The sequence below is a fragment of the Amycolatopsis sp. NPDC039088 genome, from assembly GCF_055598845.1.
This window is the reverse complement of sequence record NZ_JBVKAE010000012.1, coordinates 123,701-136,457: the sequence shown is the minus strand read 5'-3', so window position 1 is coordinate 136,457 and position 12,757 is coordinate 123,701. Positions and strand designations below refer to the sequence as shown.

At 67.4% G+C, this 12,757-nt stretch carries 16 protein-coding genes; 9 read left to right on the top strand and 7 right to left on the bottom strand.

Annotated elements, in window-relative coordinates; all coding sequences use genetic code 11:
* Window positions 1-51: 51 nt before the first annotated feature.
* A complete protein-coding gene (locus ACZ7KI_RS17825; RefSeq protein WP_470274208.1) occupies window positions 52-831 on the bottom strand; it encodes a glycerophosphodiester phosphodiesterase in 780 nt (259 codons plus the stop codon).
* A gap of 66 nt (window positions 832-897) precedes the next feature.
* Here ACZ7KI_RS17825 and ACZ7KI_RS17820 point away from each other — a divergent pair, with 66 nt between their 5' ends.
* Entirely contained in the window at window positions 898-1,281 is a 384-nt protein-coding gene (locus ACZ7KI_RS17820) for a hypothetical protein (protein WP_470274207.1), read from the top strand.
* 1 nt (window position 1,282) lies between these two features.
* On the opposite strand, the gene ACZ7KI_RS17815 is transcribed toward ACZ7KI_RS17820, so the two are convergent.
* Window positions 1,283-2,263 (bottom strand): tyrosine-type recombinase/integrase, encoded by a 981-nt coding sequence (locus ACZ7KI_RS17815; protein WP_470274206.1) that lies wholly within the window; start codon window positions 2,261-2,263, stop codon window positions 1,283-1,285.
* Between the two features lie 658 nt (window positions 2,264-2,921).
* Here ACZ7KI_RS17815 and ACZ7KI_RS17810 point away from each other — a divergent pair.
* A complete protein-coding gene (locus tag ACZ7KI_RS17810; RefSeq protein ID WP_470274205.1) occupies window positions 2,922-3,260 on the top strand; it encodes a VOC family protein in 339 nt (112 codons plus the stop codon).
* Here the strand turns inward: ACZ7KI_RS17810 and ACZ7KI_RS17805 are convergent.
* Window positions 3,226-3,597: a winged helix-turn-helix transcriptional regulator gene (locus ACZ7KI_RS17805; RefSeq protein ID WP_470274204.1), complete on the bottom strand. Its 372-nt coding sequence runs from the start codon at window positions 3,595-3,597 to the stop codon at window positions 3,226-3,228. The two genes, ACZ7KI_RS17810 and ACZ7KI_RS17805, sit on opposite strands and share 35 nt — an antisense overlap.
* Before the next feature lie 92 nt (window positions 3,598-3,689).
* On the opposite strand from ACZ7KI_RS17805, the gene ACZ7KI_RS17800 reads away from it, so the two are divergent.
* Window positions 3,690-4,529 (top strand): SDR family oxidoreductase, encoded by an 840-nt coding sequence (locus ACZ7KI_RS17800; protein ID WP_470274203.1) that lies wholly within the window; start codon window positions 3,690-3,692, stop codon window positions 4,527-4,529.
* Between the two features lie 50 nt (window positions 4,530-4,579).
* Window positions 4,580-5,419: a class I SAM-dependent methyltransferase gene (locus tag ACZ7KI_RS17795; RefSeq protein ID WP_470274202.1), complete on the top strand. Its 840-nt coding sequence runs from the start codon at window positions 4,580-4,582 to the stop codon at window positions 5,417-5,419.
* Window position 5,420: 1 nt separating this feature from the next.
* Here ACZ7KI_RS17795 and ACZ7KI_RS17790 read toward each other — a convergent pair whose 3' ends face one another.
* Genes ACZ7KI_RS17790 through ACZ7KI_RS17775 form a run of 4 tightly spaced genes read right to left on the bottom strand, consistent with a single transcriptional unit; the run spans window position 5,421 to window position 8,113 of the window.
* The gene (locus tag ACZ7KI_RS17790) at window positions 5,421-6,062 is read right to left on the bottom strand and encodes a class I SAM-dependent DNA methyltransferase (RefSeq protein ID WP_470274201.1); all 642 of its coding nucleotides are present in this window, start codon (window positions 6,060-6,062) and stop codon (window positions 5,421-5,423) included.
* 10 nt (window positions 6,063-6,072) lie between these two features.
* Complete coding sequence (locus tag ACZ7KI_RS17785; RefSeq protein ID WP_470274200.1) at window positions 6,073-6,831, bottom strand: putative protein N(5)-glutamine methyltransferase; 759 nt, start codon at window positions 6,829-6,831, stop codon at window positions 6,073-6,075.
* Window positions 6,828-7,595, bottom strand: a complete 768-nt coding sequence (locus ACZ7KI_RS17780) for an NAD(P)-binding domain-containing protein (protein WP_470274199.1) — start codon at window positions 7,593-7,595, stop codon at window positions 6,828-6,830. Before ACZ7KI_RS17780 ends, ACZ7KI_RS17785 begins: the two co-directional genes overlap by 4 nt.
* A 2-nt stretch (window positions 7,596-7,597) precedes the next feature.
* Window positions 7,598-8,113, bottom strand: a complete 516-nt coding sequence (locus tag ACZ7KI_RS17775; protein WP_470274198.1) for a DinB family protein — start codon at window positions 8,111-8,113, stop codon at window positions 7,598-7,600.
* A gap of 166 nt (window positions 8,114-8,279) precedes the next feature.
* Between ACZ7KI_RS17775 and ACZ7KI_RS17770 the strand changes: the two genes are divergently transcribed.
* The 5 genes from ACZ7KI_RS17770 (at window position 8,280) to ACZ7KI_RS17750 (ending at window position 12,673) form a co-directional block, all read left to right on the top strand.
* A complete protein-coding gene (locus ACZ7KI_RS17770) occupies window positions 8,280-8,813 on the top strand; it encodes an RNA polymerase sigma factor (protein WP_470274197.1) in 534 nt (177 codons plus the stop codon).
* 17 nt (window positions 8,814-8,830) lie between these two features.
* A complete protein-coding gene (locus tag ACZ7KI_RS17765) occupies window positions 8,831-9,289 on the top strand; it encodes a peroxiredoxin family protein (protein ID WP_470274196.1) in 459 nt (152 codons plus the stop codon).
* 32 nt (window positions 9,290-9,321) lie between these two features.
* A complete protein-coding gene (locus tag ACZ7KI_RS17760; protein ID WP_470274195.1) occupies window positions 9,322-9,927 on the top strand; it encodes a TetR/AcrR family transcriptional regulator in 606 nt (201 codons plus the stop codon).
* Entirely contained in the window at window positions 9,911-11,530 is a 1,620-nt protein-coding gene (locus tag ACZ7KI_RS17755) for an acyl-CoA dehydrogenase family protein (RefSeq protein ID WP_470274194.1), read from the top strand. Before ACZ7KI_RS17760 ends, ACZ7KI_RS17755 begins: the two co-directional genes overlap by 17 nt.
* Window positions 11,531-12,241: 711 nt before the next feature.
* The gene (locus ACZ7KI_RS17750; protein WP_470274193.1) at window positions 12,242-12,673 is read left to right on the top strand and encodes a hypothetical protein; all 432 of its coding nucleotides are present in this window, start codon (window positions 12,242-12,244) and stop codon (window positions 12,671-12,673) included.
* Window positions 12,674-12,757 lie beyond the last annotated feature (84 nt).

Sequence of the window (12,757 nt, the reverse complement as noted above, 5' to 3'; positions counted from 1 at the left end):
TAGTCCTCTGGATGCGGCTCGAAAACGCATCCAGAGGACTAAACACGGGAGTCAGGAGGGCCAAGCGCCCCGCTCACGGAGCACCTCCCGCAGCAGATCCGGCCGATCCGTCACGATCCCGTGCACCCCCAGATCCAGCAGCATCCGCATCTCGACCGGATCGTCCACCGTCCACGTGTGCACCTCGAAACCCACCCGAGTCGCCTGCCGCAGGAACGCCCGGTCCACCACCTTCAACCGCCCCTGCCGCACCGGAACCTGCGCCATCGCCCCCCGCGACAACGCCCGCAACGACACCAACGGCAAGAACCCGTTCGCCCACATCACCGCCACCGACCGCGGCCCCATCGCCGTCACCAGCTTCGGACCGGCCAGCTTCCGGATCCGCGCCAGCCGCGCGTCGGAGAACGACGCCGCCGCCACCCGATCATGCGCCCCCGTCCGCTCGATCGTCCGCACGAAGGGCACCACGGCCTGATTCGACTTCACATCGATGTTGAACCGCGCCTCCGGCAACTCCTCCAGGACGTCCTCCAGCCGAGACAACGGCGCACGGCCACCGACCTTGACGTTCCGCAACTGCGCCCACGTCTGCCGGGAGATCAACCCCGCGCCGTCGGTCGTCCGATCCAGAGACTCGTCGTGATGCACGACCACCACACCGTCCGACGTCGCGTGCACGTCCGTCTCGAGGTAGCGATAACCCTCCGTCACCGCCTGCCGGAAAGCGGGCAACGAGTTCTCCAGACCCTCCAGGTCACCGAGGTGCCAGCCCCGATGGGCGAACGCACGCGGGAGCGGGTCGGCGAGGTACGGAAACAGTGTCGGCACCCCACTAGTGTGCACTTCGGTCGTGGCCCCGGCATGATCATCCGATGGCCAGCTAGGGTCTGAACCGTGAGGGAAGTGGCCGAACAGCCGAAGACGTCCGCCGAAGAGGTGTCCGAGCTACGCCGAGCGGGGGCACCCAAACACTGCGGATGGTGCGGCCGACGGCTCGAACAGGGCGGCAACGTCGGCAGGCGCCGCCGCTACTGTGGGCAATCCTGCCGCCAGCGCGCCTACGAACGCCGGACCGCTCTCCAACGCAGCGGCCTCCCCGAAGACGCCGTCGTCCTCTCCGACACCGAGATCGCCGCCCTGCAGGACCGGCTCTTCCAACTCCGCTGCGCCGCCGAAGACATCGTCACCGCGGCCGACGACGGCGCCTCACCGGCCGAACTCCGCGGCCTGGCCGACGAAATCGCCCAAGCCGCGAAAGACCTCGAACAGCTCCGCTGACCTACAGAATCCCGTCCAACGCCCGATAAGTCCGATTGCTCGCGGCCGCCGCCCGCTGCTCCCGACCCGTCGCCTCGATGTAGTTCTGACTGGTCGCCAGACTCGCATGCCCCAGCAGCGCCATGATCTCCGACGCCGTGGCCCCATCCTCGGCCAGCCTCGTCGCGAAAGTGTGCCGCAGCGCGTGCAGATTCGCCCCGACCGGCACGCGGTCGTGCAGCCCCGCCCACCGGTAGCAGGACTTCACCAGGTACTCCAGCGCGCCGCGGCCGATCGGCTCACCCGCGCGATCCCGGAGGAGGGGAGTGGAGGGCCCGAACCGCTGCTGCGGGAAGCGCCGGCGGCACGAGGCCAGGTACTCCTCGATGATCTTCTCCATGATCGGCTGCACCGGGATCGATCGATCCCGGCTTCCCTTGCCGTGGACGTGCAGGCGCATCTCACCCTGACGCCCGACCAGCGACCGCGCCGTCAGCGCTCGCATCTCCGCCGCCCGCAACCCGGCGACCAGACCGAGCGCGATCACCAGCACGTCCCGCTCCGGCCACGGATCCCGCGTCCGACGCGATCCATCCGCCGCGGCCGCGAGCAACTGCTCCGGAGTTTCCTCACCCCGCAACGGTTTCGGCGTCAACGGCGGCGCCTTCGGCCGGGCGACCGCGCCCATCGGGTTGCCCGCCAAGAGCCCGTCGGACACACAGAAGGTGAGAAACTGGTTCCAGGTGGACCAAGCGCGCAGGACCGAGCTTTTCGCGTGGGTGTCCGCGAAGGCGCCGAAGGCGTTTCGGAGCGCCTGAGCGGTGAGCATCTCGACGGTGAGTTCGTCAGGGGAGTGGTCCAGCTCGTCGAGCAGGAGAGCCGTGATGCCGGCGAGGTCGCGGCGGTAGGCGTCGGTGGTGTGAGGAGAATCCTTACGGGGACGACGTGCGGCGAAAAAGGCTTGCTGTGCCTCGGAAACCCTCATGGGAATCTTGTACCGCATGGCACCGACAGTCTTACACTGGGTTATATTCCGTTTCATGCATAATCACTATTATGCATGAAACGGAGTGATGCCTCCGGAAACCCTTTGCGGGGGATCCCAGCTCGCTCGCCACCGTCTGGAGTGTCATGAGGGGTCCTCATGACACTTTTTCGTCCCATGGGGACCCCTCATGACACTCTGCTGGCCCGGCCGCCGACCAATCCTCGGGACAGTCGGCCGGGACGCCGGCCAGGGCTGCGAAGCGGCCAAACCGTCGCGTCCACCCATCCTTGCCTCCAGGGACGTCCTGTTGATTCGTCACAGTGACGTATTGAGGTCGAGTGATTGGTCATCCGTTTCACGCCCTTGGGGGCCACCCATGCGTCCGGTGACCTCAAGATGCCTCCAGGGCGAAGGATGAGCCCCTCGGGTTACCGCGGCCAGATCCAACAGCGGCAAGGAACGCTTCCTGCATGACATGCACTCGAGAGGTCCTTCGGTGTGCGTCAGAGGCCCCTCTCGACCTTTGTTATCGAGGTCAGTTCAAGTGCCGATAATGTACATTATGTCAAGTAACGCGTGGGACGCCCGGCCGTCTGGGCGCCGGTCAGCTCCCCTTCGTGCTGACGGATCTCGCTGCGAATACCTGACGAAGGACGTTTGAATTCAGAAGGCGATGGAGTTCTACCGGGAGGCACTCGGCGGCAAGCTGGAGATCGGCACGATCGCGGATTTCGGTTCGCCGGGCTCACCCAACGCCGACACGGTCATGCACGCCCCGCTCGACACCCCGCACGGATACACGCTGATGGCTTGCGACGTCGACGGTCAGGTCGAGGATGTTCCTTACTCCCCTGGCAACAACGTCGCGGTCTACCTGGGTGGCGACGGCGAACTCCGTGGCCATTTCGAGAAGTTGTCCGTCGGTGGCACCGTGACCATGCCTCTGGAGATGCAGGTATGGGGTGACGAGGCCGGCGCTACTTCGCCTCGCGTGGCCCCAGTCGTCGGGTGATCCGGTCGAACAACTCCCCTAACGGCTCGCCGAGATCCCGGCCGAAGTCAGTCAGTCCGTAGGTGACCTGGGGTGGTGTCGTGGGCTCGACCTTCCGCCAGACCAGGCCGTCTTGAACGAGCACGCGCAGGGATTGGGCGAGCATCTTCTCGCTGATCCCCCGGATGCTCTCGCGTAGCTCGTAAAACCGGAGATCGTTGCTCTGCAGGGAGATCAGCACCCAGATCCCCCATCGGCTGGTCACGTGATCGACCATGTCACGCGCCGGGCAGTCGGTGTGAAACACCTCATACCGCGTCTCGGTTCGGACCTGGGTGATCTGCGCGCCTTCTTCCACGTATGGAGCTTACCTCAAGGTATGTACTTACTAAAGGTAAGCCCGGATTCTAGCGTTCTGACCACAGAGAACGTCGGATGAAGGAGCTGTTCATGATCGTGGTGACCGGGGCTACCGGAAACATCGGCCGGCCGTTGACCGAGGCGCTCGTCGAGGCGGGACAGCAGGTGACGACGGTGTCGCGGCACATCGTGGAGGCGCCGCGTGGGGGTCGGCATGTGGTGGCGGACCTTACCGAGCCTGCCGGGCTCGAGCAAGCGTTAAGCGGGGCGAAGGCCTTGTTCCTGCTGCTTTCCGGTGACCTGCATGCCACCGGGGCCAACCCTGCCGACATCATCGGCCAGGCTGCGGCCAGCGGGGTTCGCAGGGTTGTTTTGCTCTCTTCGCAGGGTGTGGCGACCAGACCGTTCGGTACGACGCGGATCGCGATGCGCGCACTGGAGGACGTGGTGCGGGAGTCGGGTTTGGACTGGGCGATCCTGCGGCCGGGTGGCTTCGCCTCCAATGCCTTGTGGTGGGCGGAGTCCGTGCGATCGCGGCGGGTGGTGGCCGCACCGTTCGGGGACACCGGGGTGCCGATCATCGATCCGGCGGACATCGCGGAGGTCGCGGCCGCGTGTCTGGTGGACGATCGGCATCTCGGTGAGGTGTACGAGCTCACCGGTCCGGCGGCGGTCACGCCGCGCGAGCAGGCGGCCGCTCTCGCTGACGCGCTGGGCTCTCCGGTGCGTTTTCATGAGCTCACCCGGGCCGAGGCCGAGGCGGGGATGGTGCTGAGTATGCCGGCGGAGCTCGCGCACGACACCTTGGACATCATCGGTTCCCCGAGTCCGGCCGAGTTGCGGGTGAGCCCGGACGTGGAGCGGGTACTCGGTCGTGCGCCGCGGTCCTTCGCTGAATGGGCGGTCAGGAATGTCGCGGCGTTCCGCTGACGAGTCACGCTAGGGTCGTTCCCAGAGATCAAACCTGGGGGGTGGCCGAAATGTCCGAGAGCACCGCTGTGCGTGTCGATCCATCCAACGAACGGATGCTGACGGCGTGGAACGGTACTGAGGGCGCGCTTTGGGCGAAGCGCGCGCAGCGATTCGACGACGGTGTCGCCGCGTACCGCGAGATGTTCTTCTCGGCGGCCGCCATTGAACCTTCGGACAGGGTCCTCGATGTCGGTTGCGGCGCCGGTGAGACGACGCGGGACGCGGCTCGCCGAGCCTCGGAAGGTTCGGCGCTCGGGGTGGATCTCTCCGCCGAGATGCTCGGTGTCGCTCGTCGGCTCGCTGAGCAGGAGCGTGTTCCGAACGTCTCGTTCGAGCAGGTGGACGCTCAGGTTCATCCGTTTCCCGAGGCGGGTTTCGATGTGGTGATCAGCAGGCACGGATCGATGTTCTTCGGTACTCCCCTGGCCGCGTTCACCAATCTCGCCAGGGCGACGCGGCCTGGTGGGCGTCTCGTATTGCTGACGTGGCAGCCGTTTCGGCTCAATGAGTGGATCACGACGTTCCGGACGATCTTCGCTGCCGGTCGTGAGGTGCCGTCGGTGGATCTCGCGCTTAGCGATCCGGCCACGACCGAAGAACTGCTGACCTCCGCGGGGTACACCGGTGTCCGGTCGACGGCCGTGCATCGGCCGATGTACTTCGGTCAGGACGTCGATGACGCGGCTGAGTTCATCGTCGAGCAGCATGGCGGGCGGTTGCGTGATCTGGACGAGGCCGCGCGGGCGAAGGCCGTCGAGACCCTGCGGGCGGATCTCGCCGAGCACCAGACCGACCGAGGCGTGTTCTACGACTCGGCGGCCTGGCTCGTCGAGGCTCGGCGTCCCTGAGCTAGGGCTTGCGGGCGATCAGGTAGGCCTGCGGGGTGCGCTCGAACTCCTCGGATGGCTCGCGGACGAGTTTGGACAGCACGGTGAACCCGGCCTCCCCCAGTTGTTCGGCGATCTTCTCCGGCTGGAGCCGGTAGGCGTCGCAGGAGATGTCGTGCCCGTAGGCGTGCTCGATGTGGCGTACTTCGTCGCCGACCTGGAAGGCGAGCAGCAGGTGGCCGCCGGGGGCGAGGATCCGGTGGAAGTCGGTGAAGATCTCGGGCAGCCGCTCTCTTGGGGTGTGGATGATCGAGTACCACGCGACGACGCCGGCGAGTGCGCCGTCCTCAATGGACAAACCGGGCATCTCCCCGAGCTGGAACTCCAGGTGCGGGTACCACTTCCGGGCGACGGCGATCATCTCCGGCGAGAGATCGACGCCGTAGATGTCCAGTCCGAGGCTGTGCAGGTACTCGGTGATGCGGCCCGGTCCGCAGCCGATCTCGGCGACGCGGCCCTTGCCCGCGGCCTGTACGAGTTCGGCGTAGGCGCCGAGGGTGGCTCGGTCCCAGGTGGATCCGGCGAGGTGGTCGCGGAGGATTTCGGCGTAGTCGGCCGCGACCGTGTCGTAGGCGGTGCGGGTGGTGTCGAGGTAGTCGGTCACGGCGGGCACCTTATCCCCCGGCACCGACGACAATCGTCGCGTACAGCTCTTCGTCGGTGATCACTTCGGGGGTCAAACCGTTGTGCGCCATGGCTTCCGCGGTGCTCGCGGCTTGGCTTTCCCCGGTTTCGATGAGCAGGTGCCCGCCTGGTGCGAGCCATTGTGGCGCTTCGGCGGCGACGCGGCGGTGGACGTCGACGCCGTCTTGTCCGCCGTCGAGTGCGACGCGGGGTTCGTGGTCGCGGGCTTCGGGCGGCATCATGGCGATGGCGTCGGTCGGGACGTAGGGGGCGTTGACGACGAGGAGGTCGACCTGGCCTCGCAGTGACTCGGGTAGGGGTGTGTAGAGGTCGCCTTCGAAGACCTCTCCCCCGGCGTCGGCGACGTTGGCTCGGGCGCAGCGGACGGCGGCGGGTTCGATGTCTGCTGCGTAGAGCCGGATCTCGCCGAGTTCGGCGGCGATGGCCGCGCCGAGTGCGCCGGTGCCGCAGCAGAGGTCGAGGACGACCGCTCCTGGTTCGGCGAGGGTGAGGGCGTGGCGGACGAGGAGTTCGGATCGTCGCCGTGGCACGAAGACGCCGGGTTCGACGACGATGCGGAGTCCGTGGAATTCCGCCCAGCCGAGGATGACTTCGAGTGGTTCGCCGTCGATGCGGCGTTGGACCATGGTGTCGAGTTCGGCGGGTGTGCGGGCTTCGGTGGTTAGGAGGTGTGCTTCGTCTTCGGCGAAGACGCAGCCGGCCGCGCGGAGCCTGGCGATGATCGTCATTTCTCGCGCAGTCTGGTGAGGATCCCGTCGAGTGCGCGCCGGACGGTGTCGGGGACGCGGTCGGTGCGCAGGTCGGTGAGGAGTTGCTCGTTGAGCCCGCCGGGGGTCATGTGTTTGCCGGTGAGGGTTTCGAGTGAGCCCTGGTGGTGGAGCAGGGCTTGGCCGAGCTGTCCGAAGATGTGGCTGGTGAAGGTCGTGGCGATGGTGTCGTCGAGGCCTTGGTCGGTCATCCAGGCGGCGATGGTGCCGAGGTAGTCGAGGTGGGCGGCGAAGGTGGCGGTCGCGGCGCTGAAGATGTCGAGGTCTTGCTCTTCGCCGGGGACGACGCTGCCGCCGATGCTGTCGAAGAGTGCGCGTGCTTCGGCGTTGTCGGGGTACATGGCGGTGAGGCTTTGGCGGCGGGAGGCCGGGGGCAGCGGGATGCTGCGGACGACCTCGGTGGCGGGTGCGGCCCATTCGCGCAGTTGGCTGAGGGGGACGCCGGCGAGCGCGCTGATGAGGATGTGTTCGGGCCGGAAGGTGAGTTCGGTGAGGACTTCCCGGGCGATCGGCGGGCGGACGCCGAGGATGATCGTGGTGGCGTTGTCGACGACGGCTTGGTTGCTGTCGCAGACGTGGACGTTCGCGAAGCGGGCGGAGAGTTCTTGTCCGACGCTGCGGCCGCGGGGTGAGAGGTAGATCGTCGGCGGCTCGGTGATGTCCTTGCTGAGGCCTTCGACGATGGCGGCGGTGATCTCGCCCGCTCCTACGAATCCGTATTCCATCGTCAGGCTCCGGTGTAGCCGTCGACGCGTTCGCGGATCAGGTCGGCGTGGCCGTTGTGGCGGGCGTATTCGCCGATCATGTGGACGTAGATCATGCGCAGCGAGAAGGGGTTGCCGTTGACGTCGAAGGTGTCGTCGAGCGAGCCTCGGGCGGCGGCTTCGTCGGCCAGGCGGATTTCTTCGAGGAGGGTGTTGTAGGCGTCTTCGGCTTTGGTGGCGTCGAGGACTTCGAAGTCGTGGTCCTTGCCGAGGGCGGGGTCGTAGAGGGGTTCGATGTCTTCCGCGGCGAAGCGCAGGCGGAACCAGATGCGTTCGACCTTGGCCAGGTGGCGGATGAGGCCGAGGAGGGTGAGGTTCGAGGGCGGGACCGATGCCGTGGCGAGTTGTTCCCCGGTCAGGCCGGCGACTTTGTGGAGGAAGGTGCTGCGGTGCCAGGCCAGCAGGCTGGGCAGGAGGATGTGCTCGTCGGCGGCGGTGTCGCCGGACGGGCGGGTCACCTCGGGGGCGGTCCAAGTCATGGCGGCGATCATGCCACCGGCGGGCAGCGGGGGCATCGGGTTTGTCGGTGAGGCCGTCAGGGGGTGAGCGGGGTCACGTGGGGCTCTCGGGGGTGGGCTGAATCCTTTGGTGTGGGTCCTGACTCTTGTAAGGGCCGGGACAAGCTCGGCGTGGGAGGAGATTGTCGTGGAGACCGAGTGGCCGAGGGAGTCGTTGATCGTGGCGGCGCAGGGCGGGGACGCGTCCGCCATCGCCGCCTTGGTCTCGGGTTCCCATCCGCATGTGCAGCGGTTCGCGCGCTCGTTGTGTGCTTCGCCGGAGGACGCGGAGGATTCGGCGCAGGAGGCGCTGATCATCCTGTATCGCAAGATCGGCTCTCTGCGGGCAACCGGTGCGCTCGCGTCGTGGATGTTCCGGATCGTGCGCAACGAATGTCTCCGGCGGGCCCGTCGGGCGTTGCGTGGTGACGATCTGGCGGGTTCCGTCGCGATGGTCTCGGCGGAGGACGACGCCTTGGATCGGCTGGAGGCGCTGCGAGTGGCCGAGGCGATCGCGGAGTTGCCCGCCGATCAGCGTCGCGTCTTGATCATGCGTGACATCCAGGGGCATTCGGGCCGGGCGGTGGCTGACGCGCTCGGTCTGAGCACGGCGGCGATGAAGTCCCGGTTGCACCGGGCGCGGGCGTCGGTCCGTGCCTTTCTCGACAGCCCCGCTTCCTGATCTGTTGAGGAGTTTTCATGCTTGAAACCGGTTCTGTGGCACCCGAGGTCGTGCTGGAAGACACCACCGGGCAGGTTGTCCGGCTTTCGGAGTTCCGTGGCAAGGAGAACGTGCTGCTCTACTTCATGCGGTCGACGACTTGTCCGGTCTGCAACAGCCATGTGAAGGACCTCGTGGCGCGTGCGGCTGAGTTCGCGGCCGCTGATGTGCGGGTGGTGATCGCTGTGCCGGAGGGCCGGGAGGAGGCCAAGGCGTGGCGGACGAAGCGTGGGTTGTCGCTGCGCGTGGTTACTGGTCGCAGTGTCACGCCGCATGAGGCCTTCGGGTTGTCGAAGAAGATGTTGCAGCAGTCGGGCAGTGTGCTGATCGACCGGGACGGGGTGGTCCGGCATGCGCACGCGGCGACGATGCCCACCGGCGCTTATGACAAGAAGGGCATCGCCAAGGCGGTCGGGGAGCTGGCCAGGGTCCCTTGACTGAAGATGTGAATCAGTGCTTCACTTCTTGAGTGCCGTATCGCCGTACACCGAAGGTCCAGGAGCGTCTGGACGCCCAGCGCGCCGCCCTCCTCGCCGCCGCCATGGAGCAGCTGGCCGAGCGCGGGTACGCGGGATGTTCGGTGTCGGCGGTCGCGGAGCGGGCGGGGGTGGCGGTCGGGAGCGTGTACCGCCACTTCCCCACCAAGGCCGCGCTGGTGGTGGAGCTGTTCCGCAAGGTCGTGACGCGTGAGGTCGAGGCGGTGCGGGCGGTGTCGGAGGGACCCGGTACGCCGCAGGAGCGGGTCGTGGCGGTCTTCGACACCTTCGCGAGCCGCGCGCTGAAGACGCCGCGGATGGCCTACGCGCTGCTGGCCGAGCCTGTCGACGCGCCGATCGAGGCCGAGCGGCTGGTGTTCCGGCGCGCGTTCCGCGATGTGGTGGCCCAGCACGTGTCCGACGGCGTCCGTTCCGGGGTGCTGCCTGCCCAGGACGCCGAGGTCACCGCGGCGGCGCTCGTCGGGGCGGCGGCCGAGGTGCTGATCGGCCCGTTGACCACCGGCGGTGCGGACGACGTGTCCGGGCTGCGCACTTTCGTCCTGCGTTCTTTGGGAGGTTCCGATGCCGGCCACTCATGAGGTCACCAACCAGGTCCCGCCGCTGGCGGAGTACGACGTCGCCGCGGATCCGGCGTTGCTGGAGGGGTTGGAGCGGGCGGACGCGGGCTGGGCGGCCGCGGAGGTGCACGCTCTCGGCAGGCTGGCCGGGAGCGAGCAGGCGCAGGAGTGGGGCAGGCTGGTCAACGAGAACGAGCCGGTGCTGCGGACGCACGACCGGGTCGGGAACCGGATCGACGAGGTCGAGTTCCATCCGTACTGGCATGAGCTGATGGACGTCGCGGTGTCCCATGGGCTGCACGCGGCGCCGTGGCGGGATTCCCGGCCGGGCGCGCACGCGGCGCGGGCGGCGAAGATGTACGTCTGGGGCCAGGTCGACGCCGGGCACACGTGCCCGATTTCGATGACGTACGCGGCGGTTCCGGCGCTGCGGTTCAATCCGGAGCTGGCCGAGCGGTACGAGCCGTTGCTGGCCTCGACGGAGTACGACTTCGGGCTGCGTGAGCCGAGCACGAAGCGCGGGCTGATCGCCGGGATGTCGATGACGGAGAAGCAGGGCGGTTCGGATGTCCGGGCGAACACGACCACGGCGCGACCGGTCGGTGACGGCAGCTACGTGATCGTCGGGCACAAGTGGTTCACCTCGGCGCCGATGTCGGACATGTTCCTGACGCTGGCTCAGGCGCCGGGTGGGCTGTCATGTTTCCTCCTCCCCCGTGTCCTGCCCGACGGCTCGCGCAACGGCATCCGGTTGCAGCGGCTGAAGGACAAGCTGGGCAACCGGTCCAACGCGTCGTCGGAGATCGAGTACGACGACGCGATCGGCTGGCTGATCGGCGAGGAGGGCCGCGGGGTGCGCACCATCATCGAGATGGTGAACAACACCCGGCTGGACTGCGCGGTCGGGAGCGCTTCAGGGATGCGGTACGGCGCGGTGCGGGCCGTCCACCACGCTCGGCATCGCCGGGCTTTCGGGGCGAACCTGGTGGATCAGCCGCTGATGGGCAACGTGCTGGCGGATCTCGTCGTGGAGTCCGAGGCGGCGACGACGGTCGGGATGCGGCTGGCGGCGGCCACCGACCGGCCGGATGACGAGCAGGAGCAGGCGTTCCGGCGGCTGGGGCTCGCGGTGACGAAGTACTGGGTGTGCAAACGCGGTCCGTCGCACGCGGTGGAGGCGCTGGAATGCCTTGGCGGGAACGGGTACGTCGAGGAGTCGGGGATGCCGCGGCTCTACCGTGAGGCTCCGCTGATGTCGATCTGGGAGGGTTCGGGCAACGTCGCGGCGCTGGACGCGTTGCGGGCGATGGCCAAGCAGCCGGAGTCGGTGGCGGCGTACTTCACGGAGGTCGAGCAGGCCGCCGGTGCCGACTCGCGGCTGGACGACGCGACGGGCAGGCTGCGCAAAGAACTGTCGGATCTGTCGGACATCGAGTACCGGGCACGGCGGCTGGTCGAGTCGATGGCGCTGGTGTTGCAGGGCTCGTTGCTGGTCCGCCACGGTGCGCCGGCGGTGGCCGACGCGTTCTGCGCGTCACGGCTGGGCGGCGACTGGGGTGTCGCGTTCGGGACCCTTCCCTCCGGTGTGGACACCCGGGCGATCGTCGCCCGTGCCGAGGTGTGAGCGGCCGGGAACACGAGCTTGGAGGTCCGTGAAGGCCTCCTTCCCTACTCTCAGGGTCAATGCCAGGAGCTTAAGGCCGGCGGGGCGGTCGCGTGTCGGACATGTTCGCCCAGGTCGGGTAGCCCGGCTCCAGTACGTACCGTCCGTTCGGGCAGCGACTGTTCGCCCACGAAGGTCGATGGTGTCGATGGTCCGTGAAGGCCTCCTTGAGGGACTCAGAGTCCCTCAAGGAGGCCTTCACGGACTTGATAACACGGGCAAAGGGTGATCAATCGGACGAATCGGCTCTCGATGAATCCTTTATGGACAGTTGGAGAGCCTCAGGAACCGCCGCTGTGATCAGTGGTGCTACTGAGGCTCGTAATGGCCCGCTGGCGGATCATCGAGCGTGTCTGTGGAGGAATTGGGAGACTCAACGTCCCATTCCTTCACAGACACAAAGGGAATCGCCCGGCTCGGACGTTGACCGTGGACACGTCACCCGCTCGGCGCGAGAACCCCAACAGCAGGCCACCGAATACGGGGCCTTCACTACTCGCCGAGTTCCTTGTCCCTGCCACGTGTTCGGAACGCTCGGTGCCCGTATGACCACGTGGTGCGCCGGTCCGGTCGGTTCCCCCGGTCGGACCGCCGCCGAGCACTGCGAACAGCCGCGGGATTGCGGAATTCGGGTGCATCCAGACGCTCGTGCGTCGGCTACGTTCGTCGGTCATGGTCGATCGCCGAAGATGCCTGTTCCTGATCCCCGCGGTGCTGCTCGCCTCCGGTTGCGCGACGGCCGAGCCGACGCCGATCTTCGCCGCGACGAGTTCGGGACCTTCCGCGGAGAACGTGCCGATGATGGAGGCCGCGGCCCCCTCCGGTGCGCCGTTCGTCGCCGTGGACGGGCGGGATCTGAGAGCCTGCGCCGACGGGACGTGCGAGGTCCTCGTCAAGACCGGCGACCAGGTACCCAACGACGGCGGCGCGGGGCCGCTTTCGGTCTCGGTCCAGGCGGGGAAGGTGGGGCTCGCCCCCGCGTCCGGCGGGATGGGTGCGGCGGTGTCCGGTCCGGCGGGGATGGTCCACCAGATCAACCGGCAGGTGATCGTGGTGGTCGCGGTCCGCGACGGTGAAGGAATCGTGCGGCTCAGCAAGAAATAACGTCCTTCACCGGGGGCGGTGAAGTTTCCACCGGCGGGATGGAAGCGGAGTTCCCTGTCCGCGTTCTGTACCTACTAGTATGTA